Origin of the sequence: Methyloferula stellata AR4, from assembly GCF_000385335.1 — a bacterium.
Classification (GTDB): Bacteria; Pseudomonadota; Alphaproteobacteria; order Rhizobiales; family Beijerinckiaceae; genus Methyloferula; species Methyloferula stellata.
Genome location: NZ_ARWA01000001.1, coordinates 2845839 through 2861739, shown reverse-complemented (window position 1 = coordinate 2861739; position 15901 = coordinate 2845839). Strand labels below are relative to the sequence as shown.

Annotated in this window: 15 protein-coding genes; 8 read left to right on the top strand and 7 right to left on the bottom strand. The window is 58.6% G+C overall.

Features of this window, described 5'->3' with window-relative positions:
* Nucleotides 1–25: 25 nt before the first annotated feature.
* The 3 genes from A3OQ_RS22500 to A3OQ_RS25210 all read right to left on the bottom strand — a co-directional run bounded on the left by A3OQ_RS22500 (nucleotide 26) and on the right by A3OQ_RS25210 (nucleotide 3428).
* Nucleotides 26–1861 carry a hypothetical protein gene (locus tag A3OQ_RS22500; protein WP_020176023.1) on the bottom strand — a complete coding sequence of 612 codons (1836 nt, stop codon included), beginning with the start codon at nucleotides 1859–1861 and terminating at the stop codon, nucleotides 26–28.
* Between the two features lie 82 nt (nucleotides 1862–1943).
* Nucleotides 1944–3254 carry a glycosyltransferase family 2 protein gene (locus tag A3OQ_RS22495; RefSeq protein ID WP_020176022.1) on the bottom strand — a complete coding sequence of 437 codons (1311 nt, stop codon included), beginning with the start codon at nucleotides 3252–3254 and terminating at the stop codon, nucleotides 1944–1946.
* A gap of 45 nt (nucleotides 3255–3299) precedes the next feature.
* Entirely contained in the window at nucleotides 3300–3428 is a 129-nt protein-coding gene (locus A3OQ_RS25210; RefSeq protein WP_280109797.1) for a hypothetical protein, read from the bottom strand.
* Here A3OQ_RS25210 and A3OQ_RS0113940 point away from each other — a divergent pair.
* The 4 genes from A3OQ_RS0113940 to A3OQ_RS0113925 all read left to right on the top strand — a co-directional run bounded on the left by A3OQ_RS0113940 (nucleotide 3427) and on the right by A3OQ_RS0113925 (nucleotide 6727).
* On the top strand, nucleotides 3427–4389 hold the full coding sequence (locus A3OQ_RS0113940) for a glycosyltransferase (protein WP_244427152.1): 963 nt from the start codon (nucleotides 3427–3429) through the stop codon (nucleotides 4387–4389). The two genes, A3OQ_RS25210 and A3OQ_RS0113940, sit on opposite strands and share 2 nt — an antisense overlap.
* A 122-nt stretch (nucleotides 4390–4511) precedes the next feature.
* On the top strand, nucleotides 4512–5396 hold the full coding sequence (locus A3OQ_RS0113935; protein ID WP_020176019.1) for a dienelactone hydrolase family protein: 885 nt from the start codon (nucleotides 4512–4514) through the stop codon (nucleotides 5394–5396).
* Between the two features lie 527 nt (nucleotides 5397–5923).
* Complete coding sequence (locus A3OQ_RS0113930; RefSeq protein WP_020176018.1) at nucleotides 5924–6283, top strand: hypothetical protein; 360 nt, start codon at nucleotides 5924–5926, stop codon at nucleotides 6281–6283.
* A 228-nt stretch (nucleotides 6284–6511) separates the two neighbouring features.
* Entirely contained in the window at nucleotides 6512–6727 is a 216-nt protein-coding gene (locus A3OQ_RS0113925) for a hypothetical protein (RefSeq protein ID WP_020176017.1), read from the top strand.
* Between the two features lie 185 nt (nucleotides 6728–6912).
* On the opposite strand, the gene A3OQ_RS0113920 is transcribed toward A3OQ_RS0113925, so the two are convergent.
* The 3 genes from A3OQ_RS0113920 to A3OQ_RS25205 all read right to left on the bottom strand — a co-directional run bounded on the left by A3OQ_RS0113920 (nucleotide 6913) and on the right by A3OQ_RS25205 (nucleotide 8397).
* Nucleotides 6913–7524 (bottom strand): hypothetical protein, encoded by a 612-nt coding sequence (locus tag A3OQ_RS0113920; protein ID WP_020176016.1) that lies wholly within the window; start codon nucleotides 7522–7524, stop codon nucleotides 6913–6915.
* A gap of 190 nt (nucleotides 7525–7714) precedes the next feature.
* Nucleotides 7715–8104: a hypothetical protein gene (locus tag A3OQ_RS24895; RefSeq protein ID WP_020176015.1), complete on the bottom strand. Its 390-nt coding sequence runs from the start codon at nucleotides 8102–8104 to the stop codon at nucleotides 7715–7717.
* 158 nt (nucleotides 8105–8262) lie between these two features.
* The gene (locus A3OQ_RS25205; RefSeq protein WP_280109796.1) at nucleotides 8263–8397 is read right to left on the bottom strand and encodes a hypothetical protein; all 135 of its coding nucleotides are present in this window, start codon (nucleotides 8395–8397) and stop codon (nucleotides 8263–8265) included.
* 253 nt (nucleotides 8398–8650) lie between these two features.
* On the opposite strand from A3OQ_RS25205, the gene A3OQ_RS0113905 reads away from it, so the two are divergent.
* Both A3OQ_RS0113905 and A3OQ_RS0113900 read left to right on the top strand, forming a co-directional pair.
* On the top strand, nucleotides 8651–10096 hold the full coding sequence (locus A3OQ_RS0113905; RefSeq protein ID WP_020176013.1) for a methyl-accepting chemotaxis protein: 1446 nt from the start codon (nucleotides 8651–8653) through the stop codon (nucleotides 10094–10096).
* Nucleotides 10097–10167: 71 nt separating this feature from the next.
* Nucleotides 10168–11454, top strand: coding sequence for a glycosyltransferase (locus A3OQ_RS0113900; RefSeq protein WP_020176012.1), 1287 nt, complete (start codon nucleotides 10168–10170; stop codon nucleotides 11452–11454).
* Here A3OQ_RS0113900 and A3OQ_RS23670 read toward each other — a convergent pair.
* Nucleotides 11420–12244 carry a CDP-alcohol phosphatidyltransferase family protein gene (locus A3OQ_RS23670; protein WP_244427151.1) on the bottom strand — a complete coding sequence of 275 codons (825 nt, stop codon included), beginning with the start codon at nucleotides 12242–12244 and terminating at the stop codon, nucleotides 11420–11422. The two genes, A3OQ_RS0113900 and A3OQ_RS23670, sit on opposite strands and share 35 nt — an antisense overlap.
* A gap of 417 nt (nucleotides 12245–12661) precedes the next feature.
* Here A3OQ_RS23670 and A3OQ_RS0113890 point away from each other — a divergent pair, with 417 nt between their 5' ends.
* Nucleotides 12662–13780 (top strand): polysaccharide biosynthesis/export family protein, encoded by a 1119-nt coding sequence (locus tag A3OQ_RS0113890; protein WP_244427150.1) that lies wholly within the window; start codon nucleotides 12662–12664, stop codon nucleotides 13778–13780.
* Between the two features lie 90 nt (nucleotides 13781–13870).
* Nucleotides 13871–15901, top strand: coding sequence for a sulfotransferase family protein (locus A3OQ_RS23665; RefSeq protein ID WP_020176009.1), 2031 nt, complete (start codon nucleotides 13871–13873; stop codon nucleotides 15899–15901).

Genomic DNA, 15901 nt, shown 5'->3' with positions numbered 1-15901 from the left:
TTTTACATGCGCAGCGCGCCGATCGCTAATGAGCCTGCTTTTCAAGGCCGGATGGCACGCTCAGCGCGGTGCCGCAGCGCTGCGATAGATCTGTCCGCAATTTTGCGCGCTTGTCATCGTCGGCGACGGTCAATTTTTCGTTCGGTGCGATCCCCAGCGCCGTCGCTTGATCATAACCGAACAGCGAAACGCTGTAATGGGCGCAGAGGTAGTCGATGCCCGGTTCGGTCAAACTTGTGAGTTCGAGCACTTTGGGACGATTGCGCAGAAAGGGATCGTTGCGAACCAGGTCTTCCGCGAAGAACAATCTCGATTTGTCGACGACGACAATATCCGTCGGCGCCTGTCGGATCGCTTTCAGGGTGCGGATGTAAGGCGCTACATAGTCATGCGCCTGCTTCGCGTGGGCCGGCAGCAAAATGAACCAGGCGAAGGCGCTGCAGATGACGAGCATCGTCCGGCAGGCGCCGGTCTCGGCTTTGCCGGCACGATCCGTAAGTACAATCCAGCCATAGCCACCCAAAAGCGCCGCACTGCCAATCAATCCATGGATATACCTGTAACCCCAGCCGTAGGCTTGATTGGGCAGCAAAAAGAACATGGCCACCGTGGTCAGGAGCAATCCGGCCATCAAAGGCCCGGCAATACCGGTGCCGCGGCGGATCGCAGGATAGGCAAGACAGGCCAAGGGCAGAAGCGCCGGACTTTGCCATGACACAAAGCGCAAGATGTTCTTCAACATCAGATCCGCGCCGGCCCAATGAAAATCCGTCAGAAGCGCCAGGACCTTGATGACGAAATACATGGGTCCGGTGTCTTCGGTGACCTCCGGCGACAGGCCTCCCCAGGCGAGGACAATCTTCCAATAGGCAATCCAGAAGAGGCAGATGACCGCGTAGCTGAGAATATAAAACAAAGCCAGCTTACGCCGCTTCGTTTCCCAAAGCTGGACGATGAAGGGTAGCACGAACAAGGGGTGAAAAATGAGCTGATGCAGTCCCGCGGCGAGAAATCCCGTGGCGACGGCGGCCCCATGCCCGATCTTATCGTTGCGCAGAAAAAACCAAAGCCAGATCATGTTCAGCGCGAGATGCCCGGTCATCGCATAGCTGGTCATGGAGGTGACAAGCATCTGCGAGGATGTCGCGACGAGAAGCATGCTGACAAGCGCCGCGTCCGGCCGCGCCGGCCATAGGCGGCGGGCGACCCCGAATGTGGCGATGATGGCGCAAGCCGCCAAGAACGGGCTTGTCCAATTCGAGTCCCCGATCAAGCTTATAATGGCGCGAAAGCCTGCATTGACCGGCAGATAACCCGAGACCCAGCCTGCGCCGCCGTCGATCGGAAGCATCAGCCGGGGGGCGAGCGCATTTGCGAAAGCCTGCCAGTCCGGCGGAATCAGCGCAACCGGCCTGCCCGAGCGGAAAATGACGGCGTCGAATTCGGCGAGAATTTCATCGCGGGATAGATAATAGCTGTCGAAAACGAAATGCGTGCCAGCCACACCTAAGACGAATACGGAAGCCGTGAGGCCTATGGCGACAGCCCGGCGATGACGGAGCAAAAAGGCCCCGATATCGGGTCCCAGGATTGGCAGCGGCATGACCGCAAGCGCCCCGAGTAAAAGCGCCACCGCGGCCAGCCAAAAGGCATCCTGTGTCAGAAAGAGGAAGTCGGTCAGTCCGACATAATGGGGCCGGCCGAAGCTTTCGATATAGTCTTGCGTAAATGTGCAGGCGATCAGCGTGCCGACGCCGATCGCAAAGGCGCACGCGATCAGCGCAAGCCGCAATTCGCGCGGCAGCGGAACGGCGATCCTCCCCTTGCCGAAATCGATGCGCGTGGACGAAAAACTGAGCATATGATGATGACGGTGAGCTAAATCTTTTGAGGAAGAAGCGGCATTCGGGTCGTGGAACGGATGGGGTTGCGGCTCTTGCTGCTCAACCCGCGGCGGCCCTTGAATCCTTGTCTTTCGCATGTGCGAGTTGATCTTCCGGCAGCTTGTTTTGCGCCGGGTGATTTTGCCGGACCGCCGGTTGATATTTTTCTTCGTTCAAGAAATCCGCTTCGTGTCCATTGATGACGGCCAGCAAAAATCCGCCGAGCACGTTTTGCGCGCCAATGACCATCAGCGTCGTGCCGATGACGGCGGGCAGCATATTGCCTATCGCCATGAAATGATGTTGGGACCAATAGCCTAGAACGAGGACAAGCACACCGAAGCCGGTCATGAAGGCGACGCCGCCCGCGAGCAGCATGGTCTCCAGCGAGATCCAGCTTGCGACCCGCGCCTCCCATGGCGATGAATGCCTATAGCCCTGCCGCCGCCCATAAAGATGAACGGCAACGGCGAGCAAGCCCGCTATATGCGCGAGCCCCAGCATCGCACCCGCCAGGATCACCCAGTAATTTCCAATTGGTGTGGCACCGGCGAGCCCGCGCAGCGTCGCTATTGCGGCAAAGGACAAGATAGCCAGAGACATGACGGCCGCAAGCGCGGCCGGGGCCGCGAAGGCCCATGGGCTCAGCATCAAGAGATAGCGCAGATGGCGCCATCCGTCCCGCCATGGCCGCAGATGCGGCGGACGATCGCGCAAGTCGCACGAGAGCGTTGCCGGCACTTCGACGATCTTCAACTTCTTGAGCGCCGCCTTGATGATAAGCTCGCTCGCGAATTCCATTCCGCGTCCGGACAGGTCCAAGCGGTCGAAGCTCGATTTGGTCAAAGCGCGCAAACCGCAATGCGCATCGCTGACACCGGCGCGAAAGAAAAGGTTCAACACGAAGGTAAGCGCGGGATTGCCGATGTAGCGGTTCTTCCAAGGCATCGCGCCCGGCTCTATGCGCCCCTTGAAGCGCGAGCCCATGCACATGTCCGCGCCCTCCGTGAGACAGCGGACCATTGCGACACACTCACGGAAATCATAAGAGCCGTCGGCATCGCCCATCACGAGATAGGTTCCGTTGGCGGCCTCAAGGCCGCCGACAAGCGCCGCGCCATAGCCGCGCCGGCCAACCTCGACGACGCGCACGCCGAGCGCCCGCGCGATCAATTGGCTGCCATCCGTGCTGCCATTATCGGCGATGATGATCTCGCCATTGAGGCCGAGGTCATGGCGCAAGGCCTCGACTGCTTCCTTGGCATTCGCAATACAGGTGGGCAGCCATTTGGCTTCGTTGAGACACGGCATGACGATTGTCACATCGGGCTTTGCGAAGCCATCCGTCCCGATTGCCGCCAAGTTCGTCATTTTCGCCGTCTCAAAGAAGCCGAGCCGACGTTAGGCGCCATAGGGTTATATTTTCTTTAACTCTTGCGCTGCCAAACCGCTGAAATCACCGGCTTTGCCAAATCTTAATGAAAACGCAACCATAGAGCGGCCAAAGTCACGGCCTGCCCCATCAAGGTGCGGTGCCATCGTCATGAGCCTCTCCCCTACCGCATCTGCGCCTTGGCTAAGCGTTGTCATGCCGGTCTATTGCGGAGAGCGGTGGATCGACGTCGCACTCCAGTCTATCGCGGCAGAAGAGGCAGATGGCATAGAAGTGCTGCTCCTCGACGGCAGTCCCACCTCTGCTAGCCTCGACCTTGCCAGAAGCTATTCCGACCGCCTCCGGTTGCGGCTTTTCGAGCGGCCCGATCTTCTGACATGGCAGGCCAAGACAAATGTCGGCGTCGCCCTCGCTGAGGCGAAGCATGTTTGCTGGCTGCACCACGACGATAAGTGGATGCCAGGCCGTGTCGCAGCCATACGCTCCTGGCTCGACGCCGACAGTGAAGCCCCGCTGCACCTTGCCCCAAGCGTGCTCATCGACAAGGACGGTCGCGAACTCGGCGTCTGGCGCTGTCCCTTACCGAATGACACTACGCTTCCATCAACCCTTGTGATCGAGCGGTTGCTTGTACAGAATTTCATCTCGGCACCGGCCCCTGTCTTCCGCAAGGACTCTTGGCTAGCTTGCGGAGGTTTGGACGAGAGTCTCTGGTACACTGCGGATTGGGACATTTGGCTGAGACTCGCAGCCTGCGGTCCGGTTCGCTATCACGACAAGGTCACGACCAGCTTCCGCGTCCATGGCAGCTCCCTCACCGTGACCGGAAGCCGCGACACTGGCGAGTTCGCAAGCCAGATGCAAATCGTTCTCGATCGGCATTTGCCGGCCCTTTCCGGCCCCGCGAAAGGCGTCGAGCGCGCCGGGCGCGCTTCCATCAACGTCAACACCGCCCTCGCCGCTGCCTCTGCTGGCGATTACAGCCACCTTCTGCCCGCTCTTGCCAAGGTTTTAGGCCTCGGCCCGGCAGGCCTGCGGCGCTATCTGCGGGACTCGCGCATTTGGGATCGGCTGATGCCGCGCCTGAGGGCAAAGATCACCGGCGCGTTCTGAACATCGGCACGGACGAAGCCGCCTTCACAGTCATGTCATTATCTCAACCGGCCTAGGTTTGGGCTAAGTAGGATACCAAATCCTACCCTGAACTCCATTTCCAGACGACCGGAGCAACACACATGACCCTTGATACGATCATGTCCGATTTTATCGGCCTGAAGCAGATGTTTTCGGCCCTGTCACGCCGCCGCTTCATGACGGGCTCCGCCGCGGCCGCGGCAGGTTACACGCTTGCCGCTGGTCCTGTGCGCGCCGACGTGATCCATACCGTTACGCAGGGCCTCACGGCCAGCGATGCGCTCGTCAAGGTCGGCAATGCGGAGATGCCTGCCTATTTCGCCAAGCCGGCATCGGGCGGTCCCGCGCCAGTCATCCTTGTAGCGATGGAGGTCTTCGGCCTGCATGAACATATCAAGGATGTCGTGCGGCGGCTCGGCAAGCTTGGCGCCTTCGCAGTTGCGCCGGACTATTATTTCCGCATGGGCGATCTCACCAAGGTCACCGACATGCAGCGACTCTTTCCCTTGGTCAACAGCAAGCCCGATGGCGAACTTTTTTCCGATCTCGACGCCACGGTCGCCTGGGCCAAGTCTCAGGGCGGCAATACGGATCGTCTCGGAATCATCGGCTTTTGCCGTGGCGGCCGGACGGTCTGGCTTTATGCGACGCATAATGCGGCGTTGAAAGCAGGCGTCGCCTTCTACGGCAGTCTGATGGACCCTGCGAGCCCGGCCATGCCGAAGAATGCCTATCAGCTTGCGACCGAGGTGAAAGCGCCCGTGCTCGGGCTCTATGGCGCCGAGGATACCGGCATCACGCCAGAACAGGTCGAGCGCATGAAAGCCGCTTTGCAGGCGGCAGGCAAGACCGCCGAATTCAAAATCTATCCCGGTGCACCGCATGGATTTTATGCGGATTACCGGCCGAGCTATCGCAAGGACGCGGCCGAAGACGCCTGGAAAGAGATGCATGACTGGTTCAAGACTTATGGCGTCCTTGGTTGAGACTCAACGGCGTGGACGGCTGATGTAGTAGAGAGCCGCGCCGGAACCGGCAGCGACGGCCAGCCATACGGCGACGAGCAGGTCCGGTGAAAGGGGGATCATTGGACTTTACCTCGATTAAGTCTGGCTCGACACGCGAGTTTGAGACCGCGAATCAGCACAGAGCCTGCTTCGCGTCGCCCCTCATTTGGGGGAGGCAAAGCGGCTTTCGTTCGGCGTTACGACAAGGCCAAGGTCTTAGGTCACGAGATTGTAGAGCGGGATGCGGGCGGAAAACCGCTACACACTTTTCCTCATCCCGCTCGAGGATTGAGTTCAATCGCCGCAGCGCCCAGCGGAGCCGTGCAACGTCATCATCGCGTAACAGAAAGTCCCCTTTTAACGGAGCTGTTTCAGCACGAATTCTTTGCCGCCCGCGCCATCCGCGGGCGGCTTTTTAATGCCTGTCATAACGACGAAACACGAAGGGGGGATGAGACGAGAGGAACTCTGGCCAAGATGTCTTCGCGAACAGGGAAGAACGTTCGATGACCCATTCCGCCGAAACCGATCCCGTGATCTGCCTGATCGAAGCTTTCTGGTCGGCAGAAGACGAACGCATGAGGGCCAATCGCAAACAGAAGGAAGCGTTCTTCTCGACCCCGCTTCAGGAAGAATATTCCGAAGCCTTGCGCCGGAAGGAAGCCGTCTTTCAAGTGCTCTCGGCGGCCACGCCTTTGTCGCGGCGCGGCGCCATCGAGATGTTGAGTGTCGCGCTGTCGGAGGTGCATTCCCACCGCCTGCCGACGCAAGAGCACCACTCGCCCTCCGTCTGCCATCCCTATGCGATCGAGGTCCTGCACCGGGTGCGCGATTTTCTCGAAAGCAGCGGTGGCCGCGAGGCTTAGAGCATGGCTTGAATGCCAACTCGGCTTTTCCAATAAGAAATACGTTAAAACAATGGCTTAACACAGATCCCGCGCTTCGGCTTGAGACGAGCGCAGCAAAGATGGGCAATAGCGCCCAGCCTTAGGGCCTAGTTTCGCTTTTGAGCGATTTCTTATATCGTTGGCGCGACCCCTCCCCGCTGCAACCAAGCGTCAGGTCAAGGCGCGCTTTCCAAAGGAACGACAAAAATGAGCAAATTGGAAAGGCCTCGCGAAATTATCGAGTTTTGCCTGAAGCCCCTCAATGTGCCGACCACATCCGAGGAATATAAAGAGGTCTATCGGCGTCTCGAACATGTCATCAAGACATTCCAGCTCGCGGTGAAGAAAAGCGAGCCTATCGCCGTCGATTTTTCCGAGATGAAAACGATCACCATCAACGAAGCCGCGCATGGCGACGATTAAGCGGCGCTGAATGGCGCGCGGCCTTATGAAACCCGCCTGTCTCTTTCTTAGATAGGCTCCAAGTCACGGCCTTGTCATTGCGAGGAGCGGAGCGACGAAGCAATCCAGCGCAAAGGCTGGAACCGATGGTCCTGGATTGCTTCGCTACGCTCGCAATGACGTCCGATTAATTGAATATTCTGACCCTACGGAAATGGCTCCGGCCCATAGAAGCCCGGGGCGCCGTGGGTAACCGTCGCGGAAAAACCCACCTTCACTTTGTCGTTCACGACGTAATCGAAGCCGACGCCGACGGAGGCCGCCCCTCTCAGATCGGACGAACCGCTGAAGAGCCCGTTGACGGCATCGCTGGCTCCCGTGTAACCGGCGATACCTGTCGTTTGCGGTTTCGCGAGAATGCCGCCCACCGTCATGTAGGGCATGAACTGCCCCATGTCGTAGCCGACCATGACATTCGTCGCGGCGATATTGAAGCCGCTATAGCGGCTATTGCGGAAAACCGATGGCGTGTAGCCCGTTAAGCCCTGGACGCCCACCACCAGATTATTGCTGAATTCGTGATAATAGCCGAAGTTGGTGTCGCCGCCGACGCCGCCTTTCATGCCTCTGCCGGAGCCCGAAATGCCGAACACCTCGCTCCCGACGTAACCGCCGCTCCAAGAAGACGGCGCAGGCGCCAATGCGGGCGGGTTCAAGGCAAAGACCGGAAGGTTGGGCGCAGGCGCGAGTTCATCGGCATGCGCGGTCAAACCAAGACCACAGAGCAAGGCAAAAGCTGGAACCGGTTTCAGCAGCATGCGCGTCGATTGCCATCCGAATTGAATTCGCGGATGGAGTTTAACTGACAGAGCATCGCGGCGTCAAAAGGGCAAAGCTTCGTGCTTTTCCAAGCGCCGGACTGGATCTCCGGGCTCAACCACATGTGATTGACAGAAAAAAGGCCGCCTCGGCGAGACGGCCCTTTTTGAGCATTACGCCGACGATTTCTCAGAAGACGGCATCGGGATCGTAGGCGCAACTGTTATAGGGATAATAGGCATATCCATTATAGGTGTCGCAGCCATAATAGCCGTAGCCAAAGCGGCGGAAGTGGTCATGACCGAAGCGACCGGCGAAGCGGCTGCCGGCGAACGTACCGCCCATATGACTCGGCCCGAGGCCGCCGATATGGCCAGCGCCCAGGCTGCCAAAATGAGCTCCACCGAGGCCACCGAAACCACCACCAAAATGGCCGCCTCCCATACCCATTCCACCGCCGCCGAAGCTGCCGCCATGCCCGCCACCACCGCCACCCCCACGCGCGAAAGCGCTCGTCGTAGCCGGCACGCAACCGAGCGCGACCGTGGCGACAAAAGCGATAAGCGTTTTACGTAGCATTGGACTCTCCTTTAAGAACACCAATCCGTTCGTTGCGTTAACCCTCAGTTCTTGCAGAGTGTTCCGCGCCAGCGAACACGATTGCGTGTGTGCGAAGCGTTCAATATGCGAGCGTCAATGGAAGCACGCGGGACTGCGATAGTGCGAGCCCCAGCCGATCAATGTTCCCACCAGAACCATTCCGGATGTGAATGATACCACGCTTCCATCCGGTCGTGATTTTGCTGAATCATGCCGAGTTTGATGCAGGCTTTGCGATCGCCATGATCGCACAATTGATGCATGCTGATCATCTCGCTCTCACGAAGCACTCATGAGGGCTGAAGCGAGCAGCGACGGCGAACCATATCGTCACGGACTGCGAACTTTGCCTCAAAAGATTTAATTAACCTTCCTTTCGTACGCTGTTGATTGGCATACCGTCGGCCCAGACATTCATTGTGGTCTGGCGAAGACGCATCAGAGATGTCCCACATGGATCGCCTCAGCACATTATTTCGGAAGCGGGAACCAGACGCCCGGTCATTTGAAAATCCCAAATTCATTATGAGTTTCATCGAACAGATGGACGTGCCGATGTTCGCGCTCGATCGCACCGGCACGGTAATCATCTGGAACAAGGCGTGCGAAGACCTCACCGGCTTCGCGGCCTCGAAGGTTCTCGGCACACGAGACCATTGGAAGGGCTTCTACCCGGCCGCCCGGCCCTGCCTCCTCGATCTGGTGCTCTCCGGCGGTGGCGCAAACGCCGGCACGCTTTACGCGGCTCATGCCGATCAAGCCGCTGACAATGGTTGGATGAAGGCTCATAATTGGTGCGATCTTCCGCGCGGCGTGCGCCGCTATTTGGCGTTCAACGCGGGCCCGATCCGCGACGAACAAGGCGAACTCGTCGCGGTGCTCGAGACGGTCCAGGACCTCACCGCCATGAAGGAGATGGAAGAGGAGCGCCATCGCGCCGAAGAGGAGACGATCAAACGCGATCGCGACGTCGTCAATTCGATCGGCGCCGGTCTTTCGAAGCTCGCGGCCAAGGAACTGACCTTTCGCTTGTCTGCGAATATGCCCGAGGCCTATCGTCAGCTCCAGACGGACTTCAATGCTGCGATCATGCAGCTTGAAGACACCCTGCAGAGCGTTGCCGACAGCATAAGTGCGATTCATTCGGGGACGCAGGAAATATCGGCGGCCTCCGATGATCTATCGCGCCGGACCGAGCAGCAAGCGGCAAGTCTTGAAGAGACCGCGGCCGCGCTCGACGAGATCACTGCGACAGTCAAAAGATCGGCCGAGGGTGCAAACCATGCGCGTCAGGTCGTGAAGGCTGCGGATGAAGACGCTAAAAAAAGCGCGGTGGTCGTGCGCCAATCCTTCGAAGCCATGGACGGCATCGCCAAATCGGCGAAACAGATTAGCCAGATCATCGGCGTTATCGATGAGATCGCCTTTCAGACCAATCTACTCGCGCTGAACGCAGGTGTGGAAGCCGCGCGCGCAGGCGATGCCGGCCGCGGTTTCGCGGTCGTTGCTTCGGAAGTGCGCGCGCTCGCGCAGCGTTCGGCCGAGGCGGCGAAAGAAATCAAGAGCCTGATTTCGGCTTCAACCACGCAGGTCGATCATGGCGTGAAGCTCGTTGCCGAGACGGGCAAATCGCTCGAACGGATCATCGCCCAGGTGACCGAGATCAACCAGGTCGTCGCCGAGATCGCGACCGGGGCGAAAGAGCAAGCAACCGGGCTCACCGAAATCAACTCCGCCGTCAATCAGATGGATCAGGTGACGCAGCAGAATGCGGCTATGGTCGAGCAATCAACCGCGGCGAGCCATTCGCTGTCGCAGGAAGCCGAACGATTGGCGAGCCTGATCGGCCAGTTCCGGGTCGGCTCGGCTGAAGACGAGCACGCGATACGCCGCGAATTGCAGAAGGTCGCGCCGCACGCCTTCCGGCAACCGGCCACTCGTGGTATGCGCCCGGGACCTCGCAGGCTTTAGCCGGCGTGGCCGGGCGCGCCGAGCGCCGCAGGCCCATTACGGATGATTGCACGCTCGCATTGCAGGTCTAGATGGCCCGTCCCATCATTTACGACATCACTCGGCTCACGGCGCGATTGGTGACGCGGACGCCAAATGGAATCGATCGCATTGATTCCGCCTTTGCACGGCATTTCATCGATCCGGCACGCCCAGACAGCACAGGAATGATGCTGACGTTGCTGGGGCCGCGCCTCATATCTCCAGAGATAGCCAAGACGGTGGTTGATGCCGTTTGCAACCATTGGGGAGAAAATAATTCCCCAGACCATGATGAAGACTATCGGCAGATCCTCGACTGGATCAGCGGCCGCGCACCCAAATCGCTCACGGCACGGCGCATATCGGTCGGCCGGCGCCGGCGTGGCGGTCCAATCCTTCGGCTGATTGGCCGGCACGGCGTGCCGTTGGGCCGCTCTCCTGGCGCAAATGCCGGCAAGAGCGCGATTTATCTCAACACCAGTCAATTGCCACTCTGGAACAAGTCTTACTTCGGCTGGATGAAGAGCCGTTTGGATGTGAAACCCGTCTTCTTCATTCACGATCTTCTGCCGCTCGAATCCCCCGAGTTCTTCCCGCGAAGTGAATATGCAAGGCATCTGGCCCGCCTCCGAAATCTTGCCGAGTTCGGGGCCGGAGCGATCGTTGCGACGAAGACCGTGAAAGATGCACTCAGGAAGCATCTCGAATCTCTCGGCCGGTTTGAATTTCCGATCCTCGTTGCACCCGTGCCGGCCGATCCGATATTCGCACGCCGCGAGGCCCTGGATCCCGCGCTTCTCGGGCACCCCTATTTTGTCGTCTGCGGAACAATCGAGCCCCGCAAAAACCATCTGCTGCTCCTGCAGGTCTGGCGCGAACTGGTTCGGCGCGACGGCGCCGCCGCGCCGAAACTCGTCATCATCGGCAATCGGGGATGGGAGAATGAAAGCACGGTCAACATGCTCGAGCGCTGTCAGACGATCGGCAATCACGTGCTCGAAGTCTCCGGCCTTTCAACACCAGGCTTCAAGCGATTGCTTGACGGCGCCCGCGCGCTTCTCATGCCGACATTTGCCGAAGGATTTGGATTGCCGGTTGTCGAGGCTCTCGCAGCTTGTGCCCCGGTGATCGCGTCTAATCTCGAGGTCTTTGAGGATATCGGAGCCGGTCGGATCACAACCATCAGTCCCATTGATGGAGAGCGATGGCTTGAGACGATTCGCGGATCGGCGCGCGCTCAGCCAAATCATGCGGCGGCGGCAGGGCATGAAAACAAGCCCGCGCTGGATTGGGGGAATTATTTCAACGTGGTCGAAGAGTTCCTGTCGACGCTTTGAGCGGTTCGGCCCCGCTGAACCCCGTTTTGAACAGGTCGGACACGACAGAAGAATTCAAAGACATCTCCAAATGCCCCGGCACCGCGGGATCCTCCTGCTTCAGCTCCTTGAGGACTTTCGCCATGTTGGCGACAGCCAAAAAGATCGAAATCAGTCCGTCGCCTATCAAAATGAGGTCGAAACTCGATAAGTCCTGGCCGCCGAACGAAAACTTCGCGCTGAATCCGAAATACATGAGGGCGTTCAGTGCCAGGAGCCCGACACGGAGCTCGGTTGGTCCGAGTGAAAGAAAGGTAAGCTGGAAACGTCCTGTAACATGATTACATAGGAAGACGTAGATGCAGAGCATAAAGTAACCGAGCAGCGCGAACAGTGCCGCATCCATGCGAACATAGCCGGAAAGTCCGAGGCCAATCATGATTAAGAGGATCGCGATCGCATCCGCTGAATGATCGAGAAAATAGCCGTACCGCGGTCTTTCGATGCCCCGATATCGCGCCAGACTTCCGTCGAGCGAATCTCCAAACCAATTGATGAAATAGCCTAACGAAGCAAGCCAGAGATAGGCCGGGCTGTAACGGCTGCCAACATATCCGGCAAAGACGATAAAGGCCCCAAACACGCCGATCCAGGTAAGACGATCCGGTGTGATGGCGCTTGGCATATGCTCGCACAGCCAATCAAGCAGGGTTCGCTCGCGCCGCGCCAGCAGACTCGTTTGAATGCGTATTGGCGGTCGAAGCAAGGGGCTGCAGCGAGCGGTTTCATCGTGCGAAATCAAAATGGACAAGTAGGCCCCCATCTGAATCGCCGCCGTCCAGCAACTATTTTTGGCACCGTAACGGAATGCCGGCTAGTCCGCGGTTTAATAAAGAAATACATGTTGCAAAACAGCAACTATTACGATCGCTGCAACTTTTAAGGCATTATAGTCGCAAAGCCGTCGTTGGCTTCGATGAATTATAAGTTAGTGTAATTCATCGCGGCTTAGTCTGATAGCTGTTGTCACTCACATTATGCGTGATCAGTTCGAATATCTCTAGGGAAGATATTGGATGTCGCTACGGAAGCCTAAGCGCTACCTGCTGACGGTGGTCGCCGTTGGACCCTCACGATGGCAAGGGATTCCCGCAATGTGGGCGGCTTTTGCATGAATCAGTTTTGGAGAATTTGGGGGTGCGCATTTTGGCCCCTCGCCTTGCTTCCCATGGCTGGTTGTTCGGCTATCCCAACGTCCGGGCCGAGCGCGGACGACATTCTCTCGCAAGCCGGAAGCCCGCTCGCGCCGCGCTATGAGCTGATCGATGTCGATTCGGTGGTCGTTGACCTTTTGCGACGGCGTGGGCCTGATAGCTTCCAGGCCCGCTTCAGCGATTATCGCCACTCGGCCGAACCGAAAATCGGCGTTGGCGATGCCGTTTCAGTGACCATCTGGGAGGCGAGCGCGGGCGGCCTGTTTTCAGGACCACTCGTCGCCGATAAATTTACCACCGGCTCGAAGAGCGCCACCATTCCGGATCAAGTTGTCGGCGGCGATGGCGCGATCACGGTTCCCTATGCGGGCCGGGTTCGTGTCGCGGGGCGTACGACACGCGAGGTACAGGCGATCGTTGAAAAGGCGCTTGATGGCAAAGCGATTCAGCCACAGGTCCTGATCAACGTAACCAAGTCCGTCAGCAACACCGTTACCGTCACCGGCGAAGTCGTGAATGGTGCCAGAGTGCCCTTGAGTGTGAAGGGCGACCGGATCATGGATGTCGTCGCGGAGGCCGGCGGCATTCGCGCGCCCATAAACGAGACCTATGTTCAATTGTCTCGCGGCGCCACCACTGTCCGCGTCCCCATGAGCCGGGTGGCCTCCGATCCGCGCGAGAATATTTATCTGCGCCCGGATGATGTTTTGACCTTGATTCGCGACCCGCAGACTTTCATCGCTTATGGGGCGACCGGTCGGAACGCCGAAATTTCCTTCGATGCGGAAGGCATTTCGCTATCGCAGGCTTTGGCGAAGGCGGGTGGCCTCCTCGATCAACGATCCGATGCTTCGGGCGTGTTTGTCGTGCGTTATGAGCCGGCAAACGTCGTTCAGATCCTTCGTCCGGACAGCCCCTTCATCCAAGCGGATCGCATGATACCCGTGATCTACCGGTTAAACATGCATAACCCGAGCAGCCTATTCGCCGCGCAAAATTTCCGCATGATCAACCGGGACTTTCTCTATGTGTCGAATGCACCGCTCACCGACGTCGAGAAGGTTATTGGGATCTTCGACATGGCTGTGGCGCCGGCGGCCTCAGGCGCAAGTATAGCAACGGTGGTGAAGTGATGGCGAAGCCGGGAGACAGCGTGGTCGAGCGCATCCTCGCGAAGACAATCGAAACATGATGTAATTTCTTTCTGCAGCGTGAGTTGGACTATGTCGGACGTTATTATCGTCTTGGGCATGCATCGAAGCGGCACGAGCGCTGTCGCCGGCACTCTGACGAAATTGGGCGGCGCGGCGCCTAAACATTTGATGCCCGGCAGTCCTACAAACCCGGCCGGTTATTTCGAATCCCGTCCGATTATGGAACTTCACGACGAGCTTCTCGCCGCCGCCGGTTCCATCTGGCACGATTGGCGGAAATTCAATCCCCTTTGGTACGGATCTCCGGTCGCCGCCGGCTATAAGGAACGGGCCAAAGACCTGTTCCAGGCAGAATTCGACTCTGCGCCGCTGTCCGTTTTGAAAGATCCCCGCATCTGCCGCTTCGCGCCTTTCTGGCTCGATATTTTCAAGGAGATGGATGTCAATCCGAGAGTCGTGATTCCGATCCGCTCGCCTTTGGAGGTCGCGCAATCGCTCAAGGCACGAGACGGAATGCCGTTGACCAAGGGCTTGCTGCTGTGGCTACGCCATGTGCTCGACGCGGAATTAGAGTCCCGAAATGTTGCACGCTCGATTGTCACTTGGAACGACTTCATTTCGGATTGGCGACGGATTTCCGAAAAGATTTCCAACGACACGGGGCTGGCTTGGCCGCGCCTATCCGACCGCTCAGCCCATGACATAGAACATTTTCTCAAAACCGAGCTCGTTCACAACAGGGTTGATCATGCCGAGTTAAGCGCGCATTCCGACGTCCACGAATGGACGATCGCCGCTTACGAAGCTCTCCTCGAACTGGCGCATAATCCGTTCTCCAATTCGGCAGCGGAGAAATTGAACGAGATCCGGCACGTGGTCGAACAATCGAGCGCGATGTTCGGGCGGCTCTTGATGGATTATGAGATCGGCATCGAGGACTTGCAGACGCGCATAATAGCCGTTCAAAGCGAGCGCGACCTTCTGCATGCGCGGCAGGCAGATGCCCATGCCGGATTAATCTCGCTTCAGCAGGATCGCGACCGTCTATCCGCCGAATTGCAGGCCCGGGATGAGGCTCTAGGCGCGGCTGCGGCACGTCTCGCTGAGACCGAGGCCGGGGCGGCGCTTGCCGATATCGGCCGGGCGCAGTCCGAAGCCGCGCGTGTCCAGGCGAACGACGAGAATATCGAACTCAAGAGCCGCGTCGAAAGCCACACCGCACAGATCTCGGCGCTTCTCGCCGAAAAGGATCAGCTCGCCGTCACGATCGACGCCCAGCGCCGCGAAGCCGCCAAGACCATGGCGCTCCTTGCGAGCCGCAGCGCGCAATTGGAGCAGGGAGAAGCTGCCTTCGCCGCCGACCTTGAACGAGTACGGGCCGAGAAACAAAAGCTCGAGGCATTTCACCAGACAGCATTGGCCGAAGCCGAGAGAAACAATGCGGCAGTCGAAGCGGCGCTCGCTCAGATGGTTACTGAAAAAAACAGACTTGCCTCTGAGCATGCCGGACTATCAGTCGAGTTGCAGCGTCTGCAAAAGGCGTCCGTCACCGCGGCCGCGACGGCGGCTTCCGCGCGCTCGGAGCTGCACGACAGATACGAAGGTGAGATTCAAGTACTCCGAAGCCAGCTTGTCGATACCGAAGCCAGGCTAGCGAAACATCGCAATGGACGCGCTTGGATAAAAGGCCTCCCGTTATTCGCTCCAACCCATCGCGCCGAAGGCAGACTCCAGCGTAGCGGCCTCTTCGACGCGGACTGGTACAGGGCCGAATATAAGGATGCGGCCGAAAGCTGGCTCAGACCTGTCCGGCATTATCTGGAAGAAGGTTATTTGCGCGGCTATCGGCCGAATCCGTTTTTCGATACGCGCTGGTATCTCGATCGCTATGCGGATGTGCGCCACTCCGGCATGAATCCGCTTCTCCATTACATGCTGCATGGCTGGCGTGAAGGCCGCGATGCCGGCCCCGATTTCCATACGAATTTTTATCTTCTGACTCATCCGGACGTACGCGCGGCGGGCATGAATCCGCTCGCGCATTATCTGCGCCACGGACGTGCGGAGGGACGCGCGGCCGTTAGGCCGCAGGAGCTGTGA

Coding starts and splice junctions, on each gene's coding strand:
- A3OQ_RS22500 (WP_020176023.1), bottom strand. CDS start 1,861: ATGCTCAGTTTTTCGTCCACGCGCATCGATTTCGGCAAGGGGAGGATC.
- A3OQ_RS22495 (WP_020176022.1), bottom strand. CDS start 3,254: ATGACGAACTTGGCGGCAATCGGGACGGATGGCTTCGCAAAGCCCGAT.
- A3OQ_RS0113940 (WP_244427152.1), top strand. CDS start 3,427: ATGAGCCTCTCCCCTACCGCATCTGCGCCTTGGCTAAGCGTTGTCATG.
- A3OQ_RS25210 (WP_280109797.1), bottom strand. CDS start 3,428: ATGACGATGGCACCGCACCTTGATGGGGCAGGCCGTGACTTTGGCCGC.
- A3OQ_RS0113935 (WP_020176019.1), top strand. CDS start 4,512: ATGACCCTTGATACGATCATGTCCGATTTTATCGGCCTGAAGCAGATG.
- A3OQ_RS0113930 (WP_020176018.1), top strand. CDS start 5,924: ATGACCCATTCCGCCGAAACCGATCCCGTGATCTGCCTGATCGAAGCT.
- A3OQ_RS0113925 (WP_020176017.1), top strand. CDS start 6,512: ATGAGCAAATTGGAAAGGCCTCGCGAAATTATCGAGTTTTGCCTGAAG.
- A3OQ_RS0113920 (WP_020176016.1), bottom strand. CDS start 7,524: ATGCTGCTGAAACCGGTTCCAGCTTTTGCCTTGCTCTGTGGTCTTGGT.
- A3OQ_RS24895 (WP_020176015.1), bottom strand. CDS start 8,104: ATGCTACGTAAAACGCTTATCGCTTTTGTCGCCACGGTCGCGCTCGGT.
- A3OQ_RS25205 (WP_280109796.1), bottom strand. CDS start 8,397: ATGATCAGCATGCATCAATTGTGCGATCATGGCGATCGCAAAGCCTGC.
- A3OQ_RS0113905 (WP_020176013.1), top strand. CDS start 8,651: ATGAGTTTCATCGAACAGATGGACGTGCCGATGTTCGCGCTCGATCGC.
- A3OQ_RS0113900 (WP_020176012.1), top strand. CDS start 10,168: ATGGCCCGTCCCATCATTTACGACATCACTCGGCTCACGGCGCGATTG.
- A3OQ_RS0113890 (WP_244427150.1), top strand. CDS start 12,662: ATGGCTGGTTGTTCGGCTATCCCAACGTCCGGGCCGAGCGCGGACGAC.
- A3OQ_RS23665 (WP_020176009.1), top strand. CDS start 13,871: ATGTCGGACGTTATTATCGTCTTGGGCATGCATCGAAGCGGCACGAGC.